This is a genomic window from Clostridium sp. C8-1-8 (genome assembly GCF_009928445.1).
Taxonomy (GTDB): domain Bacteria; phylum Bacillota; class Clostridia; order Clostridiales; family Clostridiaceae; genus Clostridium_AR.
The window spans coordinates 228,402-251,845 of sequence record NZ_JAABNO010000006.1 but is presented as its reverse complement, the minus strand read 5'-3'; the positions used below and the strand labels follow the sequence as shown (position 1 = coordinate 251,845).

General features: G+C 31.0%; 17 protein-coding genes, 1 tRNA gene, 1 rRNA gene and 1 riboswitch. Of the genes, 18 read left to right on the top strand and 1 reads right to left on the bottom strand.

Translation table 11 applies throughout. The features are described from left to right. The 14 genes from rrf to GXK57_RS09000 form a co-directional block, all read left to right on the top strand. Positions 1–87: ribosomal RNA gene (rrf, locus tag GXK57_RS09065) — 5S ribosomal RNA — on the top strand; the annotation flags it as partial. Positions 88–93: 6 nt separating this feature from the next. Beyond that, positions 94–168: transfer RNA gene (locus tag GXK57_RS09060), tRNA-Glu, on the top strand. A 564-nt stretch (positions 169–732) separates the two neighbouring features. Further along, positions 733–1,425 (top strand): DNA/RNA nuclease SfsA, encoded by a 693-nt coding sequence (gene sfsA, locus GXK57_RS09055; RefSeq protein WP_160674650.1) that lies wholly within the window; start codon positions 733–735, stop codon positions 1,423–1,425. Positions 1,426–1,461: 36 nt separating this feature from the next. Further along, complete coding sequence (locus GXK57_RS09050; protein ID WP_160674647.1) at positions 1,462–1,953, top strand: NUDIX domain-containing protein; 492 nt, start codon at positions 1,462–1,464, stop codon at positions 1,951–1,953. 162 nt (positions 1,954–2,115) lie between these two features. Then, complete coding sequence (locus GXK57_RS09045; RefSeq protein WP_160674644.1) at positions 2,116–2,805, top strand: hydrolase; 690 nt, start codon at positions 2,116–2,118, stop codon at positions 2,803–2,805. Positions 2,806–2,946: 141 nt separating this feature from the next. After that, positions 2,947–3,144: riboswitch (Lysine riboswitch) on the top strand. Positions 3,145–3,578: 434 nt separating this feature from the next. Then, positions 3,579–4,874: a diaminopimelate decarboxylase gene (gene lysA / locus GXK57_RS09040; RefSeq protein WP_160674641.1), complete on the top strand. Its 1,296-nt coding sequence runs from the start codon at positions 3,579–3,581 to the stop codon at positions 4,872–4,874. Between the two features lie 451 nt (positions 4,875–5,325). Beyond that, positions 5,326–5,550 carry a DUF3006 domain-containing protein gene (locus GXK57_RS09035; protein WP_160674638.1) on the top strand — a complete coding sequence of 75 codons (225 nt, stop codon included), beginning with the start codon at positions 5,326–5,328 and terminating at the stop codon, positions 5,548–5,550. Then, positions 5,550–6,083: a signal peptidase I gene (gene lepB, locus GXK57_RS09030; RefSeq protein WP_160674635.1), complete on the top strand. Its 534-nt coding sequence runs from the start codon at positions 5,550–5,552 to the stop codon at positions 6,081–6,083. Before GXK57_RS09035 ends, lepB begins: the two co-directional genes overlap by 1 nt. Positions 6,084–6,151: 68 nt before the next feature. After that, positions 6,152–8,143: an ATP-dependent zinc metalloprotease FtsH gene (ftsH, locus tag GXK57_RS09025; RefSeq protein WP_160674632.1), complete on the top strand. Its 1,992-nt coding sequence runs from the start codon at positions 6,152–6,154 to the stop codon at positions 8,141–8,143. Between the two features lie 99 nt (positions 8,144–8,242). Then, positions 8,243–10,375 (top strand): UvrD-helicase domain-containing protein, encoded by a 2,133-nt coding sequence (locus GXK57_RS09020; RefSeq protein WP_160674629.1) that lies wholly within the window; start codon positions 8,243–8,245, stop codon positions 10,373–10,375. Between the two features lie 555 nt (positions 10,376–10,930). Next, positions 10,931–11,749: a transporter substrate-binding domain-containing protein gene (locus tag GXK57_RS09015; protein WP_160674626.1), complete on the top strand. Its 819-nt coding sequence runs from the start codon at positions 10,931–10,933 to the stop codon at positions 11,747–11,749. A 162-nt stretch (positions 11,750–11,911) separates the two neighbouring features. Next, on the top strand, positions 11,912–12,577 hold the full coding sequence (locus tag GXK57_RS09010; protein WP_202127700.1) for an amino acid ABC transporter permease: 666 nt from the start codon (positions 11,912–11,914) through the stop codon (positions 12,575–12,577). Continuing rightward, positions 12,564–13,286 (top strand): amino acid ABC transporter ATP-binding protein, encoded by a 723-nt coding sequence (locus GXK57_RS09005; RefSeq protein ID WP_160674623.1) that lies wholly within the window; start codon positions 12,564–12,566, stop codon positions 13,284–13,286. Before GXK57_RS09010 ends, GXK57_RS09005 begins: the two co-directional genes overlap by 14 nt. A gap of 973 nt (positions 13,287–14,259) precedes the next feature. After that, entirely contained in the window at positions 14,260–16,089 is a 1,830-nt protein-coding gene (locus tag GXK57_RS09000; RefSeq protein WP_160674620.1) for an LTA synthase family protein, read from the top strand. 134 nt (positions 16,090–16,223) lie between these two features. Here the strand turns inward: GXK57_RS09000 and GXK57_RS08995 are convergent, their stop codons facing one another. Next, positions 16,224–17,402, bottom strand: a complete 1,179-nt coding sequence (locus GXK57_RS08995; protein ID WP_160674617.1) for a cation diffusion facilitator family transporter — start codon at positions 17,400–17,402, stop codon at positions 16,224–16,226. A gap of 421 nt (positions 17,403–17,823) precedes the next feature. Between GXK57_RS08995 and GXK57_RS08990 the strand changes: the two genes are divergently transcribed. The 4 genes from GXK57_RS08990 to GXK57_RS08975 all read left to right on the top strand — a co-directional run bounded on the left by GXK57_RS08990 (position 17,824) and on the right by GXK57_RS08975 (position 23,442). Beyond that, positions 17,824–19,581: an SH3 domain-containing protein gene (locus GXK57_RS08990; protein ID WP_160674614.1), complete on the top strand. Its 1,758-nt coding sequence runs from the start codon at positions 17,824–17,826 to the stop codon at positions 19,579–19,581. A 310-nt stretch (positions 19,582–19,891) separates the two neighbouring features. After that, positions 19,892–21,187: a M18 family aminopeptidase gene (locus GXK57_RS08985; RefSeq protein ID WP_160674611.1), complete on the top strand. Its 1,296-nt coding sequence runs from the start codon at positions 19,892–19,894 to the stop codon at positions 21,185–21,187. Between the two features lie 629 nt (positions 21,188–21,816). Continuing rightward, positions 21,817–21,978 (top strand): hypothetical protein, encoded by a 162-nt coding sequence (locus tag GXK57_RS08980; RefSeq protein ID WP_160674608.1) that lies wholly within the window; start codon positions 21,817–21,819, stop codon positions 21,976–21,978. An 87-nt stretch (positions 21,979–22,065) separates the two neighbouring features. Continuing rightward, positions 22,066–23,442, top strand: coding sequence for a radical SAM protein (locus tag GXK57_RS08975; protein WP_160674606.1), 1,377 nt, complete (start codon positions 22,066–22,068; stop codon positions 23,440–23,442). The last annotated feature ends 2 nt before the right edge of the window (positions 23,443–23,444 follow it).

Here is a 23,444-nt window from a genome sequence, read left to right as displayed (position 1 = left end):
GTACCCATACCGAACACGAAGGTTAAGACTTAGACGGCTGATGGTACTGCATGGGCGACTGTGTGGGAGAGTAAGTGGTCGCTAGGTTCATACGGCTCCTTGGTCAAGCGGTCAAGACACCACCCTTTCACGGTGGTAACAGGGGTTCGATTCCCCTAGGAGTCACCATAACTTATATAACTCGATCTACTTCCGGAGTAAATCGAGTTTATATATGTGTAGAACGTAACGGAGAATTTATTCTCGTAAACTAATATATAAGGAGTTACTCACTAGAGTAATTCCTTATTTTTGTTATGCTTTATGAATAGCTATAAAAGAAAAAGGAGCCACAAACTATAATTAGAACGCTTGTCTTTTTAGAAATTTATTGTGTAGATAGAATAACTTATGCACAAAATATTCGGAATAATTCATAGTTGTCCACAGTTTTATGCACAATACTGTGAATAAGTGTGGACAAATGTGCATAACTATCGAAGAATTAATTAGTTTTTCTATAAATTATTAGAGAGAGAGATGATTTGCATTGTAAATTAGTATTTAGTATACTCAATATTAATAATTAATGTATAACAAAATATTATATTTATCTACAGAAAACTACATAAAACAAATAAAAACATCAAAAAATACTTTTTTGATGTTATGTTATTAGACTTACAAACAAACCCTGTGGACAATGTGTGTTGATAATGTGGATAACTTCTAATAAATTTGAAAGGAGTTCATATGAAGATAATTAAACCTGTTTTAGAAGCAACTTTTATTAGGAGACCAAATAGATTCCAAGGATATATATTATTAGACAACGAGGAAATGATGGTTCATGTCCCTAATACAGGAAGGTGCAAAGAAATTTTGATACCAGGAACTACGGTTATACTTAGGCAGGAAGATGCACCAGAAAGAAAAACCAAGTATGATTTGATTTCGGCATACAAAGGAGATAAGCTTATAAGTATAGATTCACATATACCTAATAAAGTGGTTGAAGAAGCTTTAATCAATAAAAAGATACCTTCACTAGTGAGATATAATAAAATAATGAGAGAAAAAACTTTCGGAAACAGTCGATTTGATTTTAAGTTAAGTGATGAACAGGAAAATGAGTACTACCTTGAAGTCAAGGGGGTAACGCTAGAGAGTAACGGAATTGCTAGCTTTCCGGATGCGCCTACAGAAAGAGGTCGAAAACATCTGTTGGAGCTTGTAGAAGCAAAAAATCAAGGAAAAGGTGCGGGAGTTATTTTTCTTATACAAATCGATGATATAAAGGCTTTTACACCTCATGATGAAACAGATCCTGAATTTGGAGCGGCTTTAAGATATGCATCCAATAATGGAGTTGATATTTTTGCATATTGCTCTGAGGTGACCAAGGACAGCATTACTTTAAAAAAAGAAGTTCAAGTGATATTATAAAACATATATTGTAAGTGAGTTTTAGGGGGAGTAATATTGAAATTCATATATTGTCCATTATGCGGAAAAAAACTTGAAGAAAAGTATAGTTGGGATGAAGGGGGAGTGCCGTATTGTCCAAAGGATGATATGTTATTTTTTGATGTTCCTAAACCCTGTGTGGTTGTTGCTATAATCAAGGAGAATAAGATATTATTACTTAAGCAAAGCTATATATATAAGAATTCAAAGGTTCTTGTATCAGGTTATGTTAGCCCAGATGAGAAGGCTGAGGATGCAGTTTTTAGAGAAGTAAAAGAAGAAACCGGCTTAATAGTAGATAATATAAAATATTTAGGAAGCGATTATGTTAAAGGTAAGGATTTGCTCATGCTTACATATATAGCTTACTACAAATCTGGAGAAATAGTGAAGTCTTCTGAGGTAGAGTGGCTTGATTGGAGTAATATCGGAGATGCATTAAATGAAATGTGTGAAGATGAAATAGGTAAGGCTGTTGTAAGAAAAGTATTAGAAGAGATAGACTAATGTAAAAAGTATTACCTATGTAATATTTTGCATAATATTGTCATATAAATTAAATGAAAATTAATCTAAAAAAAATGACAAGTGAACACGGTTGTATTAAAATATAGTTAATTTTAATATAGTTGATTTTTAGATTTAATGAAAGGGAAAGGGGGAAATTAAATGACAGTAAGTAACAATAAAGAACTCAAATATGTACCTGAAATAAAAGGTTCACTTAGGAATCACCTGATAGAAATGCCAGCAGTTATAAGAGATGCTAGCGGAATAAAAATATTCGGTAAGAGGATAAAATCTTTAGTATTTACTACAGATGTAGCAATAATAAAGAATACAAATGCTGATGCAATAATTGCAGTATACCCTTTTACTCCTCAACCTATAATTACACAGGCATTGATGCTTGCAGCAGATGTTCCTGTATTTTGCGGTGTAGGAGGGGGGATAACTCAAGGAATGCGAGTTATTAATCTGGCTTTGGATGCAGAATTTAAAGGCGCAATGGGTGTTGTTGTTAATGCACCAACATCAAATGAGATAGTAAATAAGTTAAGAAATACAGTTGATATACCTATAATAGTTACAGTTGTCTCTGAAAATGATGACTTTGAAGGTAGGATAGAGGCCGGGGCCAATATTTTAAACGTTTCAGGTGGGAAGAATACTGCAGCTATTGTAAGAAATGTTAGAAAGAAATTTCCGGAATTTCCTATAATAGCCACTGGAGGTCCTACAAATGAAAGTATAAAAGAAACTATACTGGCTGGAGCTAATGCAATAACTTATACACCGCCAAGTTCTGGAGAGATATTTAGTGAACTTATGGTGAAGTATAGAAATGATAAAGAATAAGAAGTGCAAAGTATTCTTAATAAAAAAATAAATATACTTAAATAAGATATATAGTATAAAATATTTTTATTTTTATATTGTATATTTATTATAATGTGATATTATAATAGTTAAATTACTGAAAATTAAATATATTATAAGACCTAGGGTAGAGGTGCTGTTTTTAAAAGTATTTATTTATAGCTGGCGAGCGATGAAGAATAGAAAAAGGAAAAACAGCCGAAGAAGAATGCTTGGCAGAGTTTTCTTCTGGTTGTATGCATAATATGTATATAACTGTCACTTTAAATTATCATGTCATTCAGGCATGATATAATAAAGTGGAGAGCTACAAGGATTAATGAATTGCAATAAAATATTGTTATATTTTAAGAATATTTTTATAATAGGAATTCGTTTCTGCAATTTCACCTTAAAGCAAATTCTACCCGTCACAGATATTTCTGTGACGTTTTTTACTGTATAAGAAGTTATAAATTTTTTATTGGCTAGATATTCTAAATTCAAGGGCTTAGAATATCTTTTCGAAATATACAGTAAAAAAGAAAACTTATTGGACTGCCAGATTTTTTTATTACATTGGGAAAGGAAGATAGGTAGAAATCACTGAAAAGGGTCGCTTCAATGAACTTTTTGTTCTTTATGGATTTATTTTTTAGATATGCTTGTGTGCATAAGCATACCAATAGGCTTAAATATGAATTCAAGTGAAAGAATAAGTAAGTATCATATCTGCAGTAATAGACATATATAAATTTGGGGAGGAAATATAGATGAAATTGTTTGGAACTATGAGTGTTGAGGGAAATATATTAGAGATAGATGGGATTAGAGCTACTGACTTAGCAGAAAAATACTCTACTCCATTGTATGTTTTTGATGAGAACCTTATAAGACAAAATTGTAGGGAATATTACAATAGTTTTAATTGTGAAAGTGAAAATAATAGAGTTGCATATGCTGGTAAAGCTTTCTTAACTCTTGCTATGTGTAGACTTATCGAAGAAGAAAATTTATATTTAGATGTTGTTTCTGGGGGAGAGCTTTTTACTGCATATAAATCAGGATTTCCGTTGGAAAAGGTATATTTCCATGGAAATAACAAGACAATTGACGAAATTGAACTAGGTATTGAACTCGGAGTTGGAACTTTTGTAGCAGATAATGTTATGGAAATTGAGTTTATAGATAGAATCGCTAAGAAGTTTGACAAAAAGCAGCGCATATACCTAAGAATTACACCTGGTATAGAAGCTCATACCCATGAATATATAAGAACAGGACAGTTGGACTCTAAGTTTGGATTTGCGTATATAGGAGATAATGTATTAGAAACTGTAAAGAAAGCATTAAGCTTTGAAAATATAGAGTTAGTCGGATTACATTGTCACATAGGGTCCCAGATTTTTGACATTGATCCTTATGAAGATGCAACAGAAGTAATGCTAAGAATAATCAAAGAAATTTATGATAATACAGGATATGCCATTAAAGAACTTGATCTTGGTGGAGGTTTTGGAGTATATTACAATAATGGCGATTCGCCAAAAACTGCATCTGTATACTGCAATGCAATATTAAATAAGGCTCGTTCAGTCTCTAGTGAATTAGGAATAGAAGTACCTATACTTACCATAGAACCAGGTAGATCAATAGTAGGAAATTCAGGTATAACACTATATACTGTTGGATCAATAAAAGAGGTACCTTCTATAAGAAAATATGTTTCTGTAGATGGTGGAATGACTGACAATATTAGACCAGCTTTGTATCAAGCTCAATATGAATCTATAGTAGCTAATAGGGTAAATTCTAATGAAGAAGAAGCTATAACCATAGCTGGTAAGTGCTGTGAATCTGGAGATATACTAATAAATGATATAACACTGCCAAAGCTTCATAGTGGAGATTTATTAGCAATAATGTCTACTGGAGCTTATGGATACTCTATGGCAAACAACTACAACAAAATACCTAAAGCGGCTGTTGTAATGATAAGAGATGGTAAAGATAGGCTAGTATGTAAGAGAGAGACTTATGAAGATGTAATAAGTAATGAAATAATATAGCAGTTAAATATTAATTTAAAGCAGAGCATCGATGTATATGATACTCTGCTTTTTTAATGTTAAGAAAATCTTAAAGTTTTTATTGAATATTTCTATCAATTACATATTTACATAAATAATAAATAGGTATATTATATAATTCACACAATTAAATTTTATACAATTGCAATCAAGTGGGAATATTTTTTGTATAGCATTGTAACTTTTTATAATTATATGTTTATAATTTATAAAGAATTATGTATTATTTCCATTGATAATTACTTTAGTTGATTTTTATTACCATACATTAATTTTGATGTTAAGGAAAGGTTAATAAAGATATATAATCTTATATATCTTTGAGAGGAAATCCAATAAAAATAAACATTTAAATTATGTATCTATAATACAAAAAAGTTTATATTATGATATACTTATATAAGGTATATTTTTAATTAAGGGAGACATTATGAAGCTATCTAAGGATAATATAATTGTAGATAGAATAGAATCAAATTTTGCCATTTGTGAACAACAGGATAAAGTGATAAAGATAAATATAAAATGTATCAATAAGATACCTAAAGATGGTGATGTTTTGATTAAAAAAGATTCCTTTTATTATATAGACGAAGAGCTAACGAATAATAGGAAGGCAGTTGTAGATGATTTAATGAAAGGTATGTGGGAATAATGGAGAATAGTAATGCTAAAAGTCCAGTGATCAAGTTTTTTTTAGATTGGGTAGTGCCAATAGGTGCAGCTATAATTTTAGCAGCTCTTATCAATAAGTTTGTCTTGTATAAGGTTTCAGTACCTACTGAATCCATGTATCCAACTATAAAAAAGGGAGATCAGATGTTTGTCACTAAGATATATAATTATAAAAACATAAAAAGAGGAGATATCTTAGTATTTTATTCACATGAGCTTAATGATTTATTAATAAAAAGGTTAGTTGGACTTCCAGGAGAAAGCGTAGAAATTAAAGATAATGGTGATGTATATATAAACGGTACTTATCTGGCAGAGGATTATGTAAAGAATCCAGAGAATAAGTCAGCAAGTTTCAAAATTCCGGAAGGAAAGTATCTTATGTTAGGTGATAACAGAGCAAATTCTGAAGATGCACGTTATTGGAATAATCCATATATTGATGCAAAGGATATACAGGGAAAAGCAAGAGTTAGAGTATATCCATTTGACAGGATAGGCTTCTTAAAATAGCATATGTAATTTAGAATAACTTAGTAGAATATTATTAATTTATAAGACAAATGAAAAGAGGTGCAGATATGTTTAAAAATAATAAAAAATGGCAATATGCTATTATATATGGAATAATAGCTTTAGGATTGCTATTTGCTTTCAACTATACTAAGGCTGAAATGATGACAGAAGATATAACATATGATCAGTTTCAAGGTATGTTAAAGGATAAAAAAGTTGATACAGTAACAATAACTAGTCAAAAGTTGACAATAATACCTAATAAGGCAAGTAGCGATTATGGAAAGATATTGTATACAGTGAATTTAAATGATAAAGATCTTGTTAAGCAATTACAAGATGCTGGAGTAAAATACGAAGGAAAATTACCAGATAGATTTCCAGTTGCAGATCTAATATTATATTGGATAGGACCTTTAGTATTGATCTTTGTAATAGGAAGATTAATGGTTGGTAAGATGGACAAAAAGATGGGTGGAGGAGTGATGTCTTTTGGCAAGAACACTGCTAAGCTATATGCTGAAGATGAAACAGGAAAAACCTTCGCAGATGTAGCAGGGCAGGAAGAAGCTAAAGAATCACTTAAAGAAATAGTTGATTTCTTACATGACCCTAAAAAGTATCAGGAAATAGGGGCTAAGTTACCTAAGGGTGCACTTCTAGTTGGACCTCCAGGTACAGGTAAGACTTTACTAGCAAAGGCTGTTGCAGGTGAGGCAAAGGTTCCTTTCTTCTCTATGTCTGGTTCAGATTTTGTTGAGCTTTTTGTAGGTATGGGTGCCTCAAGAGTAAGAGATTTATTTAGACAGGCTGAGGAAAAAGCACCATGTATCATTTTTATAGATGAAATTGATGCTATAGGTAAAAGTAGAGATGGTGCTATACAAGGTAATGATGAAAGAGAGCAAACTTTAAATCAATTGCTTGCTGAGATGGATGGCTTTGATTCCTCTAAAGGTGTAGTAATATTAGGTGCAACAAATAGACCTGAAATACTTGATAAAGCTTTATTAAGACCAGGAAGATTTGATAGAAGAGTTATAGTTGATAGACCTGATTTAATAGGTAGAATATCTATATTAAAGGTTCATGCAAAAGACGTAAAAATAAGTGATAATGTAGACTTAGAAGCAATAGCTAAGAGTACTCCAGGAGCTGTGGGAGCAGATTTGGCAAACATAGTCAATGAAGCCGCTCTTAATGCAGTTAAAAATAATAGGAAATTTGTACTTCAACAAGACCTTGAAGAGGCGGTAGAAGTTATAATAGCAGGTAAAGAAAAGAAGGATAGAATACTTTCACCTAAGGAAAAGAGAATAGTTGCATTCCACGAAGTTGGGCATGCACTTGTTGCAGCTTTATTAAAGAATACTGATCCGGTACATAAGATAACAATAGTACCAAGAACTATGGGGGCACTAGGATATACTATGCAGCTTCCTGATGAAGAAAAGTATTTAGTATCTAAAGATGAGATGTTAGATGAAATTACAGTAATGCTTGGAGGAAGAGCTGCTGAAGAAATCGAATTTAACATAATATCTACAGGAGCCTCTAACGATATCGAAAGAGCTACTCAATCAGCTAGAAGTATGGTTACTATATACGGTATGACAGAAAAGTTTGATATGATGGCCCTAGAGTCAGTTAGCAATAGGTATCTTGATGGAAGACCAGTACAAAACTGTTCAGCAGATACTGCAGCTCAAATAGATGATGAAACTTTACAAATAATTAAGACTACTCACGAGAATGCAAGAGAGATATTAAGAAATAATAGAGATTTGTTAAATGATATATCAAACGAACTTCTTGAAAAGGAAACTTTATCTGGTGAAGAATTTATGACAATAGTATATAATAAGTATCCAGAGTTAAAAGTTGAAAGAGAAAAGAAGGAAGCAGAGAAAAAAGAACTTGAAAAGCTTGAAAAAGAGAAGAGAGATAGAAAAAAGAATGGAGAAGTTATTCAGGATTTGGTATTAGAATCAAGTTCTAAGGATAATATCCCAGAGTTAGCAAATGATAGTGTTATAGATAATGCAACTAAGCTTTAGAACTAACTATTAATTGAACAATTAGACTTTAAGTTTAAAACAAAGAGAAAGTTTCCAAAAGGAAACTTTTTCTGCATTAATTTAGGGAAGGTGATTTGAATGGAAGATATTACTTCAAGCAGAGAAAAGGAATTACAGTTATTATTCGAGGAGGAAAAGTTAGACGAAACCTTAAGGATAATAAACCAAGAGATTTTAAATTACCTAGAGAAGCGTAAATACATAACAGAATATATATTAGATTACAGAAAAAATCATATTGAAGAATATAGAGATGATGAAGACAAGGTAATGGAGTATTTTGACCATGAAAGATATGTTAAGGAAGAAGCTTTTAAGACAATAGATAGAAAGCTTAAAGAACTAACAATACTTAAAGAAACTCCTTACTTTGGAAAGGTATCATTTGCTGAAGAGGAAGACTTTTTAGAAACACTTTATATAGGAAGATTTGGGGTTACTCCTGAAGGAAGCTATGATCCAATAGTAGTAGATTGGAGAGCTCCTGTTGCTTCTCTATTTTATCATGGAAGTTTAGGCAAAGCTTCATACAATTCACCTGCCGGAGATATAGAGACTGAAATCAAGGAAAGAAGACAGTTTATTGTAAAAAAAGGAAAGCTTCAAGGCATGTTTGATTCTGCAGTAGATGTTAAGGACGATATACTACAGATGGTATTAAGTTCTAATTCCAGTGATAAGCTTAAAGATGTAATCATGACAATACAAGAAGAGCAGGATACAATAATAAGAAGACCTAGAGAGAAGACCGTAGTAGTAAATGGAGTTGCAGGTAGTGGAAAAACAACCATAGCACTTCATAGAGTAGCATATCTATTATATAATAATAGAAAACAACTTGGAGATAAAGTTTTAATACTAGGACCTAATGCGATATTTATGGAATATATATCAACAGTACTTCCAAGTCTCGGAGAAGTTGGTGTAAAGCAAGATACTATAAGTAATTTTATTATAAAGCAAATTAAGCTTAATGAAGAGATAATGGAATTCTCAAAGTATATGGAAAAAGTACTTTCTGGAGATAAGGAATTTATAGAAGATATAAAGCTTAAGAAATCTAGAGAATTTATTGATAAGCTAGATGGTCTGGTAAAGTCTATAGAAGAAGAATATTTTAAGATAAAACCTGTAATGTATTTTGGAGAAGAGATTGTAAGTGAAGAGTATATTAAAAATATGTTCGAAAAAGATTTTTTGTATATGCCTATTTTTAGAAGAAGTCAAAAAATTAAAAGAGTTTTAATATCTAAGATAAAAGAAAAAAGAGATGAAAGAATTTGGAAACTTAATAAAGAAACTGAAGAATATAAAAAGAGCCTAAAACCAGATGATCGTCTAATAGAAGAAAATAATATAGAGTTTAATAGAAAAATAAAGATAAGAGAGATAGTAAGGGAATTAATGAACTCTAGAGCTGAGCTAGAAGAATGGATAGATAATGAGTCTATATTTAATATATACAATAGATTTAATAGCTATAAGCAGCTTACTTCAGATGATTTAGCTCCTATACTTTATCTAATGATAAAGCTTGATGGAAAGAAGTCAAAAAGTGATATTAGGCATATCGTTATAGATGAAGCTCAAGATTACAGCGAGCTACAGTTTAGAGCAATAAAAGAATTAACTGGTTGTAAGAGTATGACTATAGTTGGTGATACTAATCAAAGACTTGTAAATACAGAGCAAGAACCAGCTATGTTGAGTATCGAAGAAATTTATCCAGAGGATGAAGTGGAGAATTACTCTTTAAATATTAGTTATAGATCAACAATGGAAATAATGAACTATGCTAATAAGTTCTTAAAAGAAGAGAAGGTAATACCTTTGGTAAGACAAGGAAAAGAAGTTAAATCATTAGATATAAGCTCAGAAGAAGATTTAGTAGATGAAATACTATTGGCTATAGAAGATTTTAAGGATGAAGGACTCGAGAGTATTGCTATTATAACAAGAAATGCTGATGATATGAACACAATATACCCTAAGATTAGAGAGTTTGTTCCAGCAATTAAGTTTAATAGTGAAGATGTAATATATAACGGTGGAACCGTAGTTATACCTTCATACTTTGCAAAAGGATTAGAGTTTGATGGGGTAATAATTGTTGATTTAGGAAGTAATGTAGATAAAGACGAAGATTTAATAAAGTATGTTATGTGTACTAGAGCGTTGCATATTCTTAAGGATATAAAGGCTACATTATAATTCTAATAGGATTTTTGAAAGTACAATGTGCAATTAATTGGTCAGTCATCCGATGCTTTAATGCTATTTAGTTGACAATGCACATAAGAATCTATAAATATACAATTATTATAGAAAAAATAGAAAGTTTTTTAATGCATAAAGTGTATAAGATGTACATTTTATGCATTTTTTATTATATAAAAAATTATAAGCTTTTATTAGAGTTAAATATAGTAATTTCAAGTATTCATCGTAAGTTTTATGGACAAACAATAAAAAATTACATACGTTTGTATCATGTATATGCTTGACCACGTTCAAATAAAATTAGTTAGGGAAAAAAGGTTCTATAAGTATAATATTTTATTGAATTAAGAAAAAATATTATAAAAGATTGCATTTATAACATATCTAAACGATTTAATAAATATACATTTATAAATGTTTAAGAATTATTAAAAAATACTTGCATAAAAATAAACTTTAAATGTATAATTATACTCAGTTGAAGGAATAATACATATTCTAATTTAGGAAACAATAAATGTTGTAATTATAGGAAGGGGTTTTAAAATGAAAAAAGGTATATTAAAAACAGTGTTAGCTACTGCCTTGGTTGGGATAATGGCATTTAGCGTGGTTGGATGTTCTAAAAAAGATGATACTACTAGTGCGGTGGCTAAAATTAAAAAAGCAGGTAAATTAGTATTAGCTACTAGTGCTGACTACCCACCATATGAATATCACAAATCAATAAATGGTGAGGATAAAATAGTAGGTTTTGATATTGAAATAGCTAATGCTATAGCTAAGAAGCTTGGCGTAAAGGTAGAAATAAGTGATATGAAGTTTGATGGTTTAGTAGCTGCTCTAAAGACTAATAAAGCTGATTTAGTAATAGCAGGTATGAATCCAACAGCAGAAAGAAAACAGAGTGTAGATTTCTCTAATATATACTACACTGCAACTCAATATGTAGTAGTTAGAGCTGAGGATAAAGACAAGTACAATTCATTAGATGCATTACAAGGTCAACCTATAGGAGTTCAGAAGTCTTCAGTACAAGAAGGACTTGCAAAGGATCAAATAAAGGATTCGAAACCTAATTCTGTAGGTAGAATCCCTGATGTAATACTTAACTTGAAGAATAAAAAGGTTGAAGCAGCAGTGGTAGAAGGACCAGTTGCAAAGCTTTATGTTCAAAAGAACAGTGATTTAGCAATAAGCGATGCAAAGTTCAATCTAAAAGCAGATGAACAAGGATCAGCAATAGCTGTTGCAAAGGGTTCAGACGATTTGCTTAAGATCATAAATGATACTATAGATGAATTAAAGAAAGATAATAAAATCGATCAATTAGTAGTAGATGCTGCTAATGGAGTAGAACAATAAATTTACAACAAGTAGGTATTAACAGATTAGTAGGATTTGTTTAAGAAAACACTAAATGCAATAAGCATAAAATGGGGCTGTAATCAATTTGGGGATATATTAATAATTTGATTAAGATATAGTAGGTAGGGGTGCCTGCTATATCTTAGATTATTGGAGGTAATCGGGTTGGGTTTTATAGAAATTTGGAGTAAGTACCATAACTTCTTTATAACAGGAGCAAAATATACAATAATAATAGCATTTTTTACTGTAATAATAGGTACATTAATAGGACTTTGCTTAAGCTTAATGAAACTTTCTAAGAACAAAATATTGAGATTTATAGCATCTATATATATTGAGTTTATAAGAGGAACTCCTGTATTAGTTCAGTTGTATCTTATATTCTATGGGCTGGATTATGTAGGAATACATTTTTCAGGTATAGTCTCGGGTGTAATAACTCTTTCAATTAATAGTGGTGCATATGTAGCAGAAATAATAAGAGCGGGAATAAATGCAGTAGATAAGGGGCAGACAGAGGCTTCTAGAAGTCTTGGACTTAGCCATGCTGCTACAATGAGACATATAATAATTCCTCAGGCTTTAAAGAATATATTGCCAGCTTTAGGTAATGAATTTATAACAATAATAAAGGAATCGTCAATAGTATCTGTTATAGGAATAGCAGAATTAATGTATGAAGCTGATACTGTAAGAGGTAATACTTTTGAACCTTTTACACCATTAATATTTGCAGCTATAATTTACTTTGTTATGACATTTACACTATCTAAGTTAGTTGGTGCATTCGAAAGGAGACTGAGAGTAAGTGATATACGTTAATAATCTTCACAAATATTTTGGTAAAAATGAAGTTTTGAAAGGAATCACTGACCATATAGAAAAAGGTGAAGTGGTCGTTGTAATAGGACCAAGTGGTTCTGGTAAAAGTACTTTCTTAAGATGCTTAAATCTGCTTGAGGAGCCTACAGATGGAGAGATAATATTTGAAGGCAACAATATAACAGGAAAGAATGTAGATATAAATAAGATAAGAGAAAAGATGGGGATGGTATTCCAGCAATTTAACTTGTTCCCACATAAAACAGTTTTAGATAACATAACCCTTGCGCCTATTAAGGTTAAGGGACTAAGTAAAGCTCAAGCAGAAGAAGTAGCTTTTAAGTTATTAGACAAGGTTGGTCTTAGAGATAAAGCAACTGCTTATCCTGCATCTTTGTCAGGGGGACAAAAGCAGAGAATTGCAATAGCTAGAGCCTTAGCAATGGAACCGGACGTGATGCTTTTTGATGAGCCTACTTCGGCTCTTGATCCAGAGATGGTAGGTGAAGTTCTTAATGTTATGAAAGGACTTGCTGCTGAAGGCATGACTATGATAGTAGTAACTCATGAAATGGGATTTGCAAGAGAAGTTGGAGATAGGATAATATTCATGGATGGTGGCGTTGTAGTAGAGCAAGGAAAGCCAGAAGAAATATTTGACAATCCTCAAAACTCAAGAACTCAAGACTTCTTATCAAAAGTTCTTTAGTAGGTGATACATCTAAAGATGTGCAACTCTGATCTGAGATTTGTTTTAGTAAGGAGTTGTGCATATATATTTCAAATTCTCTCTTGAATTTTATGAGAGAATTTGAAGATTATAATATGTTTTTAGTTATTATATTGGGTAAAAGTAATTTTTTTATTTAAATATTCAATTTTAGATTTCTATAAATTTTTATTTTTATAGAAGTCTAAAATTGGATAATTTAAAGCCTGTACTTCGAGTTAATATAACTTGAGGAGCAAAAGGCAGATCAGTTAGAAATAATCAATTGCCAACCCAATAACAGATTTCAAATTGAGTATTACTTGTAATAGCTCTATATATATCTGATCAATAAATATAGGATTAAAATAAGTTATATTTTAGTTTGAATTCTGTACTGTTTTTAATATAAACCCCAGGAACGCTGTTCATGTGTAATGAACAGCGTTCTTTGTGTAAATGTGATAAAAAAAATAATAGTTGTTATATGGATAGTTTGACTTTATTAAAATGCTATAAAAAAACGTATATAAGAGGCTAAGATTAAATAAAGATTAAATAAATATTAAATAAGTTGAAACAATTATACATTTATATAGTATATAGCATTATTATAATATATAATAATTGATGGCCATAAGAGGAGTTATTAGTCTATCATTAAAGAGAAATTATAAAATAACACTAATTGAATAATTAAGGAATTTTTCAAATGTTAATCTTAAGTGGTATAATAAGTAAGTGCGGTAGAAAAGTGATTTTCATATTAATTTAATTTACACTTGTCCGAAGTTGTAATAAACCTGTAACAAATATACCTTTGAATAAGTATAAATTATTAATTGATGTGAAAATATATGGTTTTAAGGTTGTAGGTATTTGTAAAACTCACATTCTAAGGTGTTGATAAGCAAAAGACTAATAATTAGCAATCAATTTAGTATGAATAAATATAAACAAACGAGGTGATGTGATGAATAATAAGATTTTTTCAGAAAAGATTAAAAGTATAGTAAATGTAATTTTAGTTCCATTAATTTTTGGTGTTATATATATGCTAAAATCTATGATTTTTTTAGCTATGTTGAGAACGCCTGGTTCTTCTTCTTTAGATTTTAAGAGGATGTATTTTACACCTCCTCCAATATGGGCACACATTGCTTGTATAGTATTATTACTTAGTATAAGCTTCTTATTTAAACACAAGGGAAGAATTAGATATTTAATAATATTAGATGTACTTATTAGTATACTTCTACTAGCAGATATTTGGTATTATAGAGTTAATGGAACCTTTTTATCAATAAGACATATAATATATCCTAAATTATTCAACCCTTTGAATAAGAGTTTATTTAGACCAGCATTTACAGATATATTGTACTTTATTGATTTTATAGCCATAGCGGCAATGGTTATTAAGCTTAAGAGCAAGATAAAAACTCGTGAAAGAAATATATTTGCTTTCGCATTTACCTTTGTAGTATCAGTTGTAACTTTAATTTCATCTTATTATTATATAGATGTTATTGATGGTACAAAAGGAGAAAAGATGTTATTTAGAATAGCTTGGGCACCTTTTCAGACCATGTCAAATATGAGCCCACTTGGATATCATGGCTATGATATTTATAAGACCCTACATGAAAAGAATGCAGTTAAGCTTTCAGATGACGATAAACAAGAAATAACTCAGTGGTTTAATGATAACAAAGAGAACCTACCTGACAATGAATATAAAGGTAAGTTTAATGGAAAAAATCTGATTTTTGTTCAAGTTGAGTCCTTAGAAAACTTTGTTATTGGACAAAAAGCATATGGTCAAGAGATAACTCCAAACCTAAATAAGTTTATAGGAAACAGTTTATATTTTAATAATATACACGAACAAAATAATAATGGTACAAGCTCTGATTGTGATCTTATGGTAAACACTTCAATACTACCAATAAGACAAGGAGCAACCTTCTTTAATAATCCATATACTCCTTATACTACATTACCAGATCTAGTTAAGGCTAAAGGTTATAACACTGTTTCTACTCATCCAGAGGTCGCAGGAAATTGGAATTGGAGTGAGGTACATAGAGGATCATTAGGCTTCAATGACATTTGGGATATAAGTAGATTTAATGTAAATGAAGTAATAGGGCTTGGAATATCTGACGGATCATATTTAAATCAAATTGCAGATAAGTTAAAGAATGAGCCTAAGCCATTTTATTCTTTTATGGTTACTCTTACAAGTCATGGTCCATTCGATATACCAGATCAGTATAAGCTTTTGAATCTGCCTCAAGATTTTGATAAATCAATATTAGGTGCGTATTTCCAAAGTGTTAGATATACTGATGAACAAATAGGAAAATTTATAAATAAGCTAGATCAAGAAGGTATATTAAAAGATTCTATAGTTGTTATATATGGAGACCATACAGGAGTGCATAAGTTCTATCCTGCTCAACTTAAGCAAGTTAAGTTTGAAGGAGATTGGTGGCAAAAAGACGATAAGGGAATACCTTTCATAATATATAGTAAAGATTCAAAAGGAGAGACTATCTCAAAGGCCGGAGGTCAGATAGATTTCTTACCAACAGTATCATATCTTATAGGCATAGACAGAAATAAATTTGATAGTAGTACCATGGGAAGAGTCCTTGTAAATACCAATAGAGATGCTACTATATTGAATTACGGACAGATTGTAGGAACCCCTAAAGATGATAAAGAGAAAAAACATCTAGAGGATGCCTTAAAGATCGGAGATCTATTTATTAGAGGTAAATACCTTAATAATAAATAACATAGCAGTAAAAAAGCTTCAGGAAATATTTTTCCTGAAGCTTTTTTTCCTAAAAGTTCTGTAACATGTTTTAGTAATATTGCTGAAATTAAGTGATTATACATTCAACACAGCACTTCAACAGTACAATTATTTTACCTAAAATCTTTATCTACGGTTATAACGCAGTTATATTGAGGATGTGTTTGCTTTATAGCATTTGTAATCTCTGCTTTTAGTTGTTCTTCGCTCATTATCTTATTAAGCTTAGCAGAGTGAACAACTATATCAAAAATAAGATTCTTCTTTTCTCCCTCTCCAACAATTCTAAAATCATGCATTGATTTTATTAGTGGGTTATATGATATTACTTTATCTAATTCTTTTTTTGCTGATCTGATTTCTTCATTTTCCATACAAATTGGATCCATATGTATAACCAGATAAATTCTAAGCTTTTCTGATAGTTCTCTTTCAGCAGTGTCTATTATATCGTGAATCTTCATTATATTTATATCTGAAGGGATTTCGGCATGAATAGATGCCATACATCTTCCAGGTCCATAATTGTGTATTATTAAATCATGTACTCCTGTAACATATTCATAAGAAAGAACTCCTTCAGTTATAGAGTCTACCAGCTCGTCATCGGGTGCTGAGCCAATAAGTGGATTCATAGTTTCTTTTACAAGAGAAAAACCAGAGTAAAGTATTACTAAAGCAACCACTATACCTATATATCCATCTAAAGGAAACACTGTAAATCTAGCGATAAAGAAAGATATAACTACTACGCTAGTTGTAAATACATCACCTAAAGCGTCTAAAGCAGAAGCTTTTAAAGCAGAAGAATTAATTTTATCTCCTATGGATTTGTTAAACCTACTTAACCATATCTTAAACAAAATCGACACTAATAGTAATATGAAAGGTATCCATTCAAATACCACTGGCTCAGGATGGAGAATTCTTTCAAAAGAAGATTTTACAAACTGAAAGCCTACTAACATCACCATAAATGCCACTATTAGAGCAGATATATACTCAAGTCTCCCGTGTCCAAAAGGGTGCTCCTTATCTGGAGGCATATTGGAAAGCTTGATTCCAACTATAGTTACTATAGAAGAGGCAGCATCTGAAAGGTTGTTAAAGGCATCAGCCATTATAGAAATACTACCTGTTAATATCCCAACTGTGAGTTTTATAGTAAAAAGAATAAAATTGACTACAATGCCTACTATACCGGCAGCATAACCTAATTTAGTCCTTATTCGCTCATCTTTATAATTAGTACTGTCTTTTGCAACACTTTTTATTAGGTAGTTAGTGATCATAGGTCGGCCTCCATTCAAATATAACCATATAAATAATTCATTGTTGTAGCTTATGTAATAATATGATACATATATTTATTATTAAAAGTTTTAATAAACATATTCCATGAATAATTTTAATTACTAAATTATTCTTTGCTATATCAATTCTATGTGGTTTATAGTTTTTTTTCAAGAAATAAATGCTAAAAAAGCAACTTATTAATTAAGATTTCATAAAGGTTTACTATAAGTACAAACTTAAGTAAATAATTGTTATGATTATATAATGTTTAATGGAAAAATAACGATAAATAATTAGGTATAATTAAGCAGAATTTGTTATAAGATGTTATAATAATCGTATATTTAGCATATGAAAAATATAAGTTCCAATATAAAATGTACATCAATATAATAAGTGAATTTGAGGAGTAAGCATATGAAGAAAAAGTTTTTAACGGCGCTTATAGTATCATCAACAATAACTTCTATGGTATTGACGGAAAAAGCTGTACAAGCATCAGCAGCAGAACAAAGTAATAGTACTCAAAATACGAACTCACAACAAGAAAGTCAAAAGACTACTGATACTCCAGTTTTAAATGGGATAAAAATTAATAAGCAATTAATAAATATAAACTATTCTGTAGGTATAGCAATATCGCCAAAGTACATAGTAATACATGATACAGACAACAGACAGTTTGGTGCTAACGCAATGGCAAACAGAAATTATTTTGCAAACCATCCAGACGCAGAAGCCTCAGCTCATTATACAGTGGATCAAGGTAATATAATCCAAGTGCTTGAAGACAATTGGAGAGGCTGGCACTGTGGAGATAGATATAATCCTATAATAAATAATTCTAATACTATAGCTATTGAATTATGCGTAAATGTAGATAACAATTTTGATAAAACCTTGGAAAATGGAATTGCGCTTACAAAATACTTAATGCAGAAATATAATATTCCTGCAGAAAATGTGGTAAGGCATTACGATGTTTCAGGTAAGATATGCCCTAAGATGATGATTAAAGACAGACCAGAATTATGGACATATTTTAAGCAGTTAATTTCAGGACAAAACCAAGGAAATTCAAGTTCCACAGATGCTCAAGCTAAGGCAAAAGGAACTCTGACCAATATATCTTCTTCACTAAACATAAGAGAGAAGGCTAGTGGTAATTCAAATGTTATAGGAAGCGTTGCTAAAGGACAAGTTGTCAATATATATTCAGAAGACAATGGTTGGTATAAGATTGATTTTGTTAGAGATGGACAGAAACAGTATGGATATGTAAGCAAGAACTATGTTGTGATAACACAAGGATCGCTGACTTCTTCAAATAACTCTTCAAGCAACCAGTCATCTAATAATGGGTCAACTGGAAGCTCAACGAGTGGACAAACACCTACTGGAAGTCAACAAACTACTACTAAAAACGGTAGAGTAACTAATATATCTACAAGCTTAAATGTTAGGAATGCTGCTGCTTCGACAGCTACTATAATAGCTTATTTGAAAAATAATACAATAGTGAAAGTAAATTATGAGCAGAATGGTTTTTATAATGTAACTTTCGATAGCAATAAAACTGGGTTTGTAAGCAAGCAATATATTACTATAGAAAACAATCAAACGACACCTATTACTAATACCTCAGCCACTTCAAGTACAACTGCTCCAGCAAATCAAAATGGAACAAGTTCCAGTAATAATAGTAGTACTCAAGTAACTGTAAAAAAAGGTAAGGTTATAAATATATCTACATCTCTTACTATGAGAACAGGGGCAGGTACTAACTATGCTGCAGTGGCTTACCTTCGAAATGATACAGAGGTTGATATAAAAGGACAGCAAGGTGATTGGTACAAGATTGCTGCTAGTGGTAAAGAAGGATATGTTTCTAGCAAGTACATACAAATAACAAGTACACAAGTTACTACTACACCTACAGTAAATCTTTCTTCTAATACTACTGCTCAGACTTATAAGATAGGTAGAGTTATAAATGTATCTACTAATCTTAATGTAAGACAGAGTGCTTCTACTAGTTCCTTAGTGGTTGGATATTTATTAAATAATGCTACTGTTAGTGTAAAGTCCCAATCAAATGGCTGGTATCAAATTGAATTCTCAACTAGTACTGGGACTAAGCAGGGGTATGTTAAAGTAGAGTATATAAAAGTTTAGGATTTTAAGTATAAAAAATTATATATGTATCTGCAATCATTGTATAAAATAGAAAAGTATAAAACTTTTTGATAGCTAAACCTACTGAATGAAGGCTGTAGGATAGCAATTGGGAGAAATAGTAAAAGTAAAATTATAACGCCTTCCAGAATTCCTTCATATACGTTCAGAAAAGGCAGATGTGCAAGAAAAGCTCGCGGAAGAAAGTTGATATGCTCTCTTCGGTGAGCTTTTTTTATTGAATAATTTGATAATGTAGAAAATATTAAATATAATAAACTAAGATACTATAAAACGGAGAGGTGAAATTATGGAAAAGCAAATAGCACAAGAACTTATAGATTTTATATATGAAAGTCCAACTGCCTTTCATGCTGTATATAAGGTAAAAGAAATATTGATTAATGAAGGTTTCCAGGAGCTTAAGGAAGAAGATAGATGGGGGCTAAAAAAACAAGGGAAATATTTTGTTACTAAAAATGATTCTGCACTTATAGCATTCAAGGTTGGAAATGGAAAGATTGCAGAAAGTGGCTTTAAGATAATAGGGGCTCATACTGACTCGCCTACCTTTAGAGTTAAGCCTAACCCAGAAATAGAAGCGGAGGATAATTACGTAAAGCTTAATACAGAAGTATATGGTGGGCCAATACTAAATACTTGGTTTGATAGACCACTTTCAATAGCTGGTAGAGTAACTATAAGAACAAATAATCCATTGTTCCCTGAAACTAGGCTTTTAAATATAAATAGACCAATCCTTATTATACCTAACTTAGCTATTCATATGAATAGGGACGTAAATGATGGAGTTAAGCTAAATAGACAAAAGGATACATTGCCACTGCTTTCAATGGTTAATGATAAGCTTGAAAAAGGTAAATATTTAATCAATCTAATAGCAGAAGAGTTAAAGGTTGAGAGTGAGAACATATTAGACTTTGATTTGTTCTTATATGAATTTGAAAAGGGCTGCATAATGGGTTTGAATGAAGAGTTTATATCTTCATCAAGACTAGATGATTTAGCCATGGTCCATGCAGGGATAAAGGCGCTTATAGGAACAGAAGCAGTTATGGCTACAAATGTGATGGCTTGCTTTGATAACGAGGAAGTTGGCAGCTCAACTAAGCAAGGAGCTGATTCTGAGCTTTTAGCACATATATTAGAAAGAATAGTTTTATCATTAGGTGGAGATAGGGAGTATTACTTTAGAGCACTTGCAAAGTCATTCTTGATATCTGCAGATTTAGCTCATGCAGTTCATCCAAACTATGGAGAAAAACATGATCCAGTACTTAAGCCAGTTGTAAACGGAGGACCAGTTATAAAGATAGCTGCATCTCAAAGCTATACTTCTGATTCGAATTCATCAGCTGTTTATGAGGAAATATGTAAGAAGGCCGGAGTGCCTGTTCAGAAGTTTGTAAATAGGTCAGATTCAAGAGGAGGCTCAACAATTGGACCAATATCATCAACTCATCTGCATATAAGATCAGTTGATATGGGAACACCAATACTTTCCATGCACTCTGTAAGAGAGTTAGGTGGGGTAAAGGATCATTATTATTGCATAAAATCCTTTGAAGAGTTTTATAAGATTTAACTTATTATTGTTTACTCACTAGATAGAATAAAAGGAATATGAGCAAAAAAGTCACTGAAGAAAGTTTGATTCAGTGACTTTTTTAATAAATTAAAAGATTTTTGGTGATGGTAAACTAAGAAATTCTATGTAGATATATTAACAACAATAAAAAATTTATATTAACAACTAATTTTTATACAATCGGTAGTAATTTAACATGCTTAAAAAGCATCATGTTTATTTTCGTGGCACAATTATTACTCTATAACCCCAGATTATAAGAAATAATGATGAAAGTAGAAAAGATATTGTCTTTAAGTTTCCATAAAGAGTAGTACCTAAAATTAAAAAGAATGCGCCTAATAGGAGCAATGCTAAATTAAATATTTTTGTATTTTTCATATTTCCTCCAATTTACATTAGTGTAATATTACTACTATTAGTATACAACTCACAATATGTATATGCAAGTTTCATATAACAGGGATATTGATAGGATTATGTAGCATTTGCGAGCTTATTTAAGTTGAAGGTATTATACTTTAAATAACAAGCTTGGAATGTAATTGTAACTAATTTCCTATATATGGTAATATAAGGAAGACGAATTCGTTAAATACTCTATTAAAATGATGGGAGGTATTACAATGAAAGAAATTAAGGCAGGTACAAATGGAAATACTTGGGGGTGCATGGCTGTTTGCTCAGCACCATGTTATATTGCTTGTGCAGCAGGAGCTGAAACTGGCCCAGCAGCACTAGCTATTGTTACTGGCTCAATGTATTATGCAAATATAAAAAATAACTAATTTTAATTAAGAAAAAGGTATCACTTTGGTGATACCTTTTTTATAGAAATAACTCTTTAGCAATTATTTTATAAAGGGAGATTAGAAATGAAACGAGGATTTTACTTCAATACAATAAAAGGAAATAATTATTATTATGATGATATAACTGGGAAAGTTGTTAATGGGGAAAAGGGGTCAGGTGTTATTTTTGGTGAACAAATAGAGGATTTTAATGATATTGTTAACCCTAAAGATATAGAAAAGTACTTGACTGTAAATGGATTTCAACAGCTTACACTTATGATTACTGAAGACTGTAATATTCGTTGTAAGTACTGTGTATACTCAGGAAATTATACCAATTCTAGAGTTCATGGCAATAACTGTATGGATTTTTCAATTGCTAAAGAAGCTGTGGTAAAGTATCTTGAGGGATTCAAAAGTGTTAAAAATAGAAACCCATTTTTAGTTCCTGCAATTGGGTTTTATGGTGGAGAGCCCTTATTAAATTATAAATTAATAAGGCAGGTAGTTCAATTTTGTAAAGAAATATACCCTAATGACATCCACTACAATATGACAACTAACGCTATACTTCTAGATGATGATAAGATAGCATTTTTAGCTGATAATAAGTTTTCTTTATCAGTAAGCTTAAATGGGGACAGAGAAGAACATAATAGGCTTAGAGTGTTTAAAGATGGAACTGGAACTTATGATATAGTTTCTAAAAAGATTAATAGGATAAAAGAACTATATCCAGATTATTATAAAAAATACTGCTCACTACTTATAACATTTGATTGGGGAACTGATTTAATAAAATTAAATGACTTCATTACAAAAAATATGGATAATTTACCTCTAGTTGCGAAGATTACTCCAGTATCAGCACTATTTACAGATTGGTATGATAGATATCCTAAAGAACTGAGGAGAAAACAACAAGAAGATATGGAGTTATTAAGAGAGAAATACATTCAGCAGTTAAAGTTAGGTAAGCCAGACCAACTTTTAAAAGTAATATTTGGGTTAGAATACTTTACTGTTCTTAATAGGCCGCTTAATTTAAGCTTGAAGGAGTCAAAGGTGAAGTTTTTGCCATACACAGGTGCATGTGTTCCAGGTACGAAAGTTGCTGTTAACTCCCAAGGAAAGCTTCATTTTTGTGAAAGAGTGAGCGAAGCCACTCCAATAGGAGATGTAAATTCATGGCTCGATTATGATAAAATAAGTGAATTTTTAGTTAAGTATAATAAAGCTATGATTCATAGATGTTCATCATGTCCTATACAAAGATTGTGCGACATATGTTATTCACATGTTATAGATAATAATGGAGAAGTTTGTAAGGATGATGAATTATGTGACTCAGTAATACAATTTTATGTAGATCGTTTTTCGAAGGCTTGGGATCTAATGGAAGATGACATTACATTTGATGACATATTAAGCGTTAGCAAGAATTTAAGGGGGTGCTGAGA

What these genes read in the sequence shown, in the direction of transcription:
- GXK57_RS09020 (WP_160674629.1), top strand. Translation starts at nt 8,243, where the DNA reads ATGGAAGATATTACTTCAAGCAGAGAAAAGGAATTACAGTTATTATTC.
- GXK57_RS09015 (WP_160674626.1), top strand. Translation starts at nt 10,931, where the DNA reads ATGAAAAAAGGTATATTAAAAACAGTGTTAGCTACTGCCTTGGTTGGG.
- GXK57_RS08985 (WP_160674611.1), top strand. Translation starts at nt 19,892, where the DNA reads ATGGAAAAGCAAATAGCACAAGAACTTATAGATTTTATATATGAAAGT.
- GXK57_RS09000 (WP_160674620.1), top strand. Translation starts at nt 14,260, where the DNA reads ATGAATAATAAGATTTTTTCAGAAAAGATTAAAAGTATAGTAAATGTA.
- GXK57_RS08995 (WP_160674617.1), bottom strand. Translation starts at nt 17,402, where the DNA reads ATGATCACTAACTACCTAATAAAAAGTGTTGCAAAAGACAGTACTAAT.
- GXK57_RS08975 (WP_160674606.1), top strand. Translation starts at nt 22,066, where the DNA reads ATGAAACGAGGATTTTACTTCAATACAATAAAAGGAAATAATTATTAT.
- lysA (WP_160674641.1), top strand. Translation starts at nt 3,579, where the DNA reads ATGAAATTGTTTGGAACTATGAGTGTTGAGGGAAATATATTAGAGATA.
- GXK57_RS09035 (WP_160674638.1), top strand. Translation starts at nt 5,326, where the DNA reads ATGAAGCTATCTAAGGATAATATAATTGTAGATAGAATAGAATCAAAT.
- sfsA (WP_160674650.1), top strand. Translation starts at nt 733, where the DNA reads ATGAAGATAATTAAACCTGTTTTAGAAGCAACTTTTATTAGGAGACCA.
- GXK57_RS08980 (WP_160674608.1), top strand. Translation starts at nt 21,817, where the DNA reads ATGAAAGAAATTAAGGCAGGTACAAATGGAAATACTTGGGGGTGCATG.
- lepB (WP_160674635.1), top strand. Translation starts at nt 5,550, where the DNA reads ATGGAGAATAGTAATGCTAAAAGTCCAGTGATCAAGTTTTTTTTAGAT.
- ftsH (WP_160674632.1), top strand. Translation starts at nt 6,152, where the DNA reads ATGTTTAAAAATAATAAAAAATGGCAATATGCTATTATATATGGAATA.
- GXK57_RS09045 (WP_160674644.1), top strand. Translation starts at nt 2,116, where the DNA reads ATGACAGTAAGTAACAATAAAGAACTCAAATATGTACCTGAAATAAAA.
- GXK57_RS08990 (WP_160674614.1), top strand. Translation starts at nt 17,824, where the DNA reads ATGAAGAAAAAGTTTTTAACGGCGCTTATAGTATCATCAACAATAACT.